4 protein-coding genes are annotated in these 6,377 nt (G+C 58.4%); 1 reads left to right on the plus strand and 3 read right to left on the minus strand.

Features of this window, described 5'->3' with window-relative positions; all coding sequences use genetic code 11:
- Positions 1-147 precede the first annotated feature (147 nt).
- From ccsB to G518_RS0126215, 3 genes are all read right to left on the minus strand, one after another.
- The gene (gene ccsB / locus G518_RS0126205; RefSeq protein ID WP_028605014.1) at positions 148-1,494 is read right to left on the minus strand and encodes a c-type cytochrome biogenesis protein CcsB; all 1,347 of its coding nucleotides are present in this window, start codon (positions 1,492-1,494) and stop codon (positions 148-150) included.
- Positions 1,495-1,509: 15 nt separating this feature from the next.
- Positions 1,510-3,618: a cytochrome c biogenesis protein ResB gene (locus tag G518_RS0126210; protein ID WP_036596249.1), complete on the minus strand. Its 2,109-nt coding sequence runs from the start codon at positions 3,616-3,618 to the stop codon at positions 1,510-1,512.
- Positions 3,619-4,126: 508 nt separating this feature from the next.
- A complete protein-coding gene (locus G518_RS0126215; protein WP_028605016.1) occupies positions 4,127-4,744 on the minus strand; it encodes a c-type cytochrome in 618 nt (205 codons plus the stop codon).
- Positions 4,745-5,062: 318 nt separating this feature from the next.
- Between G518_RS0126215 and yihA the strand changes: the two genes are divergently transcribed.
- Positions 5,063-5,794, plus strand: a complete 732-nt coding sequence (gene yihA, locus G518_RS37095; RefSeq protein WP_051237426.1) for a ribosome biogenesis GTP-binding protein YihA/YsxC — start codon at positions 5,063-5,065, stop codon at positions 5,792-5,794.
- Positions 5,795-6,377 lie beyond the last annotated feature (583 nt).

Below are 6,377 nucleotides of genomic sequence, written 5' to 3' on the forward strand. Positions count from 1 at the left end.
GCACGGCCTCAAGGGGTGGGATACCCACTCGGGCCATTGCTGCGCTCGGCCTTCGGGATATTAGTCCCCCTACGGGGGAAAGATCAATTCAATGTCTTGAAAGGAATGGCGCACTGCCGTGCTGAAGCGACAAACGCGCCTCCGCGTTTACAAAGTCCCGTAGCTGTGCAACCCACTCAGGAACATATTCACGCCAATAAACGCAAACGTAGTCACCGCCAGACCCGCCAGCGCCCACCATGCAGCCACCGTGCCTCGCAAGCCTTTCATCAGCCGCATGTGCAGCCAGGCCGCATAGTTGAGCCAGACGATCAAAGCCCAGGTTTCCTTGGGATCCCAGCTCCAATAGCCGCCCCAGGCGTCTGCCGCCCAAAGAGCCCCCAGCACCGTCGCAATGGTGAAGAACGCAAACCCGAGCGCGATGGATTTGTACATCACATCATCCAACACCTCCAGGCTGGGCAAGCGCTCTGCAATGCGCTTGCGACCCAGGAGAATGCCGCCGACGATCAGCGCGGCAATCACGGCATAGCCTAGCCAGTACGCACCTCCGGCCTCACCCACGTTCCGTTGGCGGAAGGCAATGGGCACGAAACACAGCGCTATGCCGAACAGCCAGATGGGCTGCAACTTATACCAGCGGGTTTCCGCCGCCTGCTGCTTGATCAGGTAGGCAAACGCCAACATCGCCGCCAGAGAGAACGTGCCGTAACCAATGAAGTTGGCAGGGACGTGCAGCTTCATCCACCAGCTTTTAAGCGCTGGAACCAAAGGCTGGATCTCGTGCGCATCTCGCACCAGCGTGTACCAGAGCAGGAAACCGACGGCTGCGCTCACCACCAGCATGACGAAAGCGCCCATGGAGCGGGTTTTGTACTGTGCTTCGTAATAAAGGTAGAACAGCGCGGTCATCCAGCAGAACAGCACGAACACTTCGTACAAATTACTGACGGGGATATGGCCGATATCGGGGCCAATCTGATGGCTTTCATACCAGCGCACCATGGTGCCGATGAGCGCCAATGTCACCGCGGTCCACGCGAGTTTTGAGCCCAAACCTTCAAAGACAGCGGCTTGGCCGCGCGAGAACATGCCCACCCAATAGAACGCGGTGCTCATGAAGAACAACATGCTCATCCAAAGAATGGCCGACTGGCTGGAGAGAAAATATTTGAGCCAGAACACGGAATCTGCGCGCCGCAGATCACCCTCATAGGAAACGATGGCCAGCAATGACAATGCAGCCACCACCAGCATCAGGTTGCGCAAAGGCCGCCAGAACCAGCCCAGCCAAATGATGGCCGGCACCGTGCCGACAAGGATGGCCTTTTCGTAGACATCCATCGCCGCGTGATAGCGCGAAAAAGCAAATAACGCGCCGGCCACAACCAGCACGGCAAAGAGCCAGTCAGCCCAGTTACGGCGGCTGAAGTAGCCTTCGTTCAGCGTCATAGCAGGGGAGGAAGGTGCTACGGCAGTGCTCGTGGTGTTCATGACCAAGCCTTGTGTTCAGGACCCCAGCAATTTCTGCTGAAGTTGGCCGAGCTCGCGTTCGGCATCCAGGGTTTTGCGATTGAAAGACAGTGCCAGGGTAGCTTGCGCCCCCGAGCCCTCGGGCGCCAGCCACACCCACACGCGCCGCTCGCGCACGTAGAGCATGGCAAAAACCCCAAAAATGAGCAATAGGCAACCAAGATAGACCACCGTTTTTCCGGGAGCACGTGCAACCTGAAAAACGCTGGCTTGCACGTGCGTGAAGTCCTTGAGCTCCAGGGCTACCGGCGCTGGGTAGAAATTGATGTCCGAGAGCGCGAGTATGGCCTGATTCATGAAACGGGCGTTTTGCTCGTTTTCAACCAGCGGCTGTTTGCCTTGGCTCTCACGGGCAAGGCCGTTCAATTCCAGCAGGGTTCCGTTCAAGATGCGCAGCAACACGCCCGCAGCCTTCTCCCTCTCAGCCTCGGGCACGGCTTCTTCCATGAAGTCGGAAATCGCCTGCAAGCCCCCTTTTCGCTCACCCTTGACCACTTCCTCGCCGGCAAAAAGACCCAGTGCACGCGCAGCCGAGCCGGCCAGTTGGTCGGCCAACTCCGGACGATCGGAATCTACCGCCTTGGACACGTAAAGGCGCACGGCACGCTCACGCTGGGCGGGGTCGAGCAATGCGGCTCGCATCCGCAAAAAGCCTTGCATAGAACCTTGGTCGTCTGCAGGCAATCTCAGGTAGCGATACGGTTCCGCCGGTGTTTCGCGCACCCCCAGAAGGAACACAGGAGTGCCATCTCCGGTATCCACCGGAAGCATGTAATTGTTGAATTCGCGCGCCTGGCCTGCAGCGTCACGCAGTTTGTAGCTCACGCTGGGGCCTACGTTGCGCAGTTCCTTTTTGACCACGCTCTTATCGGCAGCCCCCAGGCGCTCACCCAGCGCCTGGCGCAGATCAACCTTGCGCACGTCTACGCCCAACTGGTCGTTGATCAGGTTCTCGACGTTGATCACGCGCAGCCCGGTGTATTCGAGCGTCAGCTTTTCGTTGCCATTGGTGATCTCGGAGGAACCCCCGATCACCCCTTCTATTTCGAACGGGCGGCTGCTAGCCGTTATAGGCACAGCCTGCAGCTTCACTCGGGAGCCCCCATCGTCGAAGCTGCTTTGATAGATTTGGATGCCTTTGTAGCTAGCCGGGTGATTCACTTCCACCCGAGCATCCTTTTTTTCACCCGTGGCCTTGTCGTGAATAACAATTTCGCTGGCGAACAGCTTGGGCATGCCGGTGGAGTAGTACTCCACGATGAATTTCTTGAGCTCTACAGCAAAGGGCAGGTCTTGCAGCAGCACGCCATCTGACTGGCTCAGGATGGCCGTGCTCGATTGCGAGCCTTCGGCCACCACCAAGTTTCCGCGGAACGTGGGGTTGTTCTCGGACAACCGGTGCTCCGGTTTCACTTCCGACACCAGGCCTCCGCCCGTATAAATCGACTTACCGCCAAACCAGGTTTGCGCACGCACGATCAGATCGCCGTCCAACAAGCCTCCCAGGCAGACCAGCACAATGGCGCTATGGGCTGCGATGTAGCCAATACGGCCGGCACCCCCTGCCTTGGCGGCCACCATCCACCCCTTACCGCCCTGCGCGACATCGCGCTCCTGCAGTCGCACCTTCCAGCCACCGCTGGAAAGCAGCTGGCCAATCCGCTGCGCTTCAGCCTGGGGCTCGCCCGCCAGTTGCGCCACGGCCTTGTGGTGAAAGGCTTTCAGGCTTTGCTCGCGAATGTTTTCCTTGAAATTCTTGAGATCCGAAAGAATCTTGGGTGTACTGCGAGCAATACACAAGGAAGTGCTCACGACCAGAAACGCCAGGATGATCAGGAACCACCAGGCGCTGTAGACGGCGTTGAGCTTGAGTGTGAGGAACACATCGGCCCAGAAAGGCCCGAATTGATTGGTGTAGTTGACAGCCGGCTCGTGCTGCTTGAGCACCGTACCAATCACCGAGGCAATGCAGATGATGGTGAGCAGCGCAATCGCAAAGCGCATGGACGACAGCAGCTCCACCGCTGTACGCCAAGCGCGTGAGCCGCGCTGAGGCTCGAAGCCTTCCGTAGTGATGGTCGCCATGCCTTTTCGATATCCGCCTAGTTACCGTCTATCTGTTGATTGCCGAGAGGATTCGCCCACGCAAGCGCATTTTCAAAATCTTCTTGCCTGCGTATAGGAACAGGCCTGCGGGAGAAGCCCAAACAAACCCCAAACCGTTGCCTTGAGCACCACAACGCCATGCTCATGGTGTTGGACTCCAATCGCCTCGCTGTGTTCCGCCTAAACGCAAGTTTCTTGACCTGCATCGCATTTTTCTTCGGGAAAAATCCACCCAACGAAAAACCCGGCGTCATCGTAGGCACGAACGAGCGGTTGCCATGCCACTCGCTGCCAGGCTGCGCCCGATTCTTAGCTGGGGAGCACCAGTGCATCCACGTGCCCCAGCAGAGCCAGGGGCACAGATCACTGCAACCCCAACCTGCGTCGCTAGGCCCGTCGTCGGGTAACCACAGCGCAGGGGTTCTTCAACGGACGACACCCAAGTTAAGGACACTGCTTGTGACGGGAGTAAGCCCGGCAGCGCGACTTAACGCAAGCCTGCGATGTAATCTGCCACAGCCTTGATCTCGCGATCATTCATCTTGGCGGCCACATCGTGCATGACGCCATTGTTCTTGCGTGTGCCATCGCGGAAAGCGACCAACTGGGCGGCCGTGTACTCAGCGTACTGACCGGACAAGCGTGGATACTGAGCCGGAATACCGGCGCCATTCGGGCTATGGCAGCCAGCGCATGCGGGGATGGTTCGGTCTGCGATACCGCCGCGGTATATACGCTCGCCCAACATCACGGTATCCTTATCCTTTGAAAAGCCCGGCTTCGCCTTCTGCGATGCCAGCCACCAAGAGATATTGCGGGCATCGCTTTCGCTCAACGCGGCGGCGAAGCCTTTCATGACGGGGTTGTCTCGCACACCGCTTTTGAATTCGAGCAGTTGCTTTAACAAGTATTCTGGATGCTGCTGTGCAAGCTTGGCTTGCGACGGCACCGTTGAATTGCCGTCGGCTGCATGGCATGCAACACAGACGGCGGCGTAGCTGGCTGCGCCTTTGACGAGATCAGCCTTGGGAACGGCGGGCGCGTCAGCGGCGAAAGCAGTGGCCGCGAACAGCGTGGCCGAGAGCAAAGTGGCGAGCGACTTCATGGGCGATCGTCTTCTTGAGTTGTATTCGAGGGAGCTTATGTCAGTCCATTCACCTAATGGTTAGGAACCAACTGAACCGCGTGATTCTACAATGCCGCTCCTCGACCTCTCTTTTAGTGCAGTGTTTCACACTATCTGGCACATAAAAAGGCGTCTTTTCGGCCCTGGCAGCGTTGCAACTCCTCGCGATACCTCCGGGTATCACTGCGGTTTGCGCCTCGCCATGACCAAAAATCCATCCTTTTTATTTGTGCCATCAAACATGAAACACTGCACTAGCCCCTTTCGCGCGTCATTGCGCTCGCCATCCCAAACGCCATGACTCAGCCTCCACAACAGCCAGATTCCGCCTCGCCTCCCACTGACACGGCGAAGGACGCTCGCGCTCGCGAGGCGCTGGGCTGGTTGCACACGGCGCGCTTTTTGACCACGGCAGCGCAGTTGAATCAGTTGCCGGATCACACAGTTCCTGAGATTGCATTTGTCGGCCGCTCCAACGCCGGCAAGTCGACCGCCATCAACACGCTCACCCAGAAAAATCAGCTCGCCTACGCCTCCAAGCGACCCGGCCGCACCCAGCACATCAACCTTTTCGCCCTGGGCCGCCAAGGCCAGACCGATGCAGTGCTGACCGATTTGCCCGGCTACGGCTATGCAGCCGTGCCCCAGGACGACAAGCGGCGCTGGCAGCAGGTGATGGCGAACTACCTCGTCCACCGCGAGAATCTTGCTGGCATTGTGATGATGTGCGACCCGCGCCATGGTTTGAAGGAGCTGGACGAGATACTGCTGGAGGTGATTCGTCCGCGCGTCGAGGAAGGCATGAAGTTCCTGATTCTGCTGACCAAAGCCGACAAACTGACGCGTTCGGACCAGGCCAAGGCGCTGTCGATCGCCAAGTTGCAGGCTGGTGGCGGGGATGTGAAGCTTTTTTCGGCGCTTAAGCGGCAGGGGTTGGAAGATGCGGCGCTCTGGTTGCGAGAGCTGGTCGAGTCTCATGTGCCGCCTGAAGCGCCATCTGAGGAGTCCTCAGAAACGCCTCCCGAATAGACGCCGGGGTTTAGCTCCCTCTCCCTCTGGGAGAGCAGGGGTGAGGGCAAGCGGCGGTTGATTTATTGGTAGCGCTTGATAGTTACCTTCTCCTCTTCCCTTGAGGTCGGGGGCCGGGATTGCGCCCGGCGGCGCACCTACTATTTTTTGCGTCGCCACCGGATGGCCGGCCCAAAAATAGTAGGCACAAAAAAGGCGACCCCAAGTCCGTGTCCCTGCGCTGCGCTGCGGGCACCCTGCGGTGCTCGGTCAAGGGGCGGTGCGGCAGAACTTATATGGACGCCTCCCGTGTGGCAAGCGAATTTTTGAAGTTTTGACTTGGCGGGTTCATTACGGTCTTATATCCGGCCTGGAAGCAATGCGGATCCTGAGATCCGCTGCGGGCCCTGATGGTGATTCGCGAGGTTGGAGCTCATCTCACTGGCGGGCTAATCCATGAACAGCCCTGAGTTCTGCACAGCTTTCCCAACCCACGGTCTGACCGCTTTGCCATCACTTCATCTACTCGCCTACACACTCATTGGGGGCTACGCCCTACGTTCTGTTAAATCGATTGCGTTTTGAGTATCAGGCCGCAGCCTGT

The sequence above is a fragment of the Ottowia thiooxydans DSM 14619 genome, from assembly GCF_000422885.1.
Classification (GTDB): domain Bacteria; phylum Pseudomonadota; class Gammaproteobacteria; order Burkholderiales; family Burkholderiaceae_C; genus Ottowia; species Ottowia thiooxydans.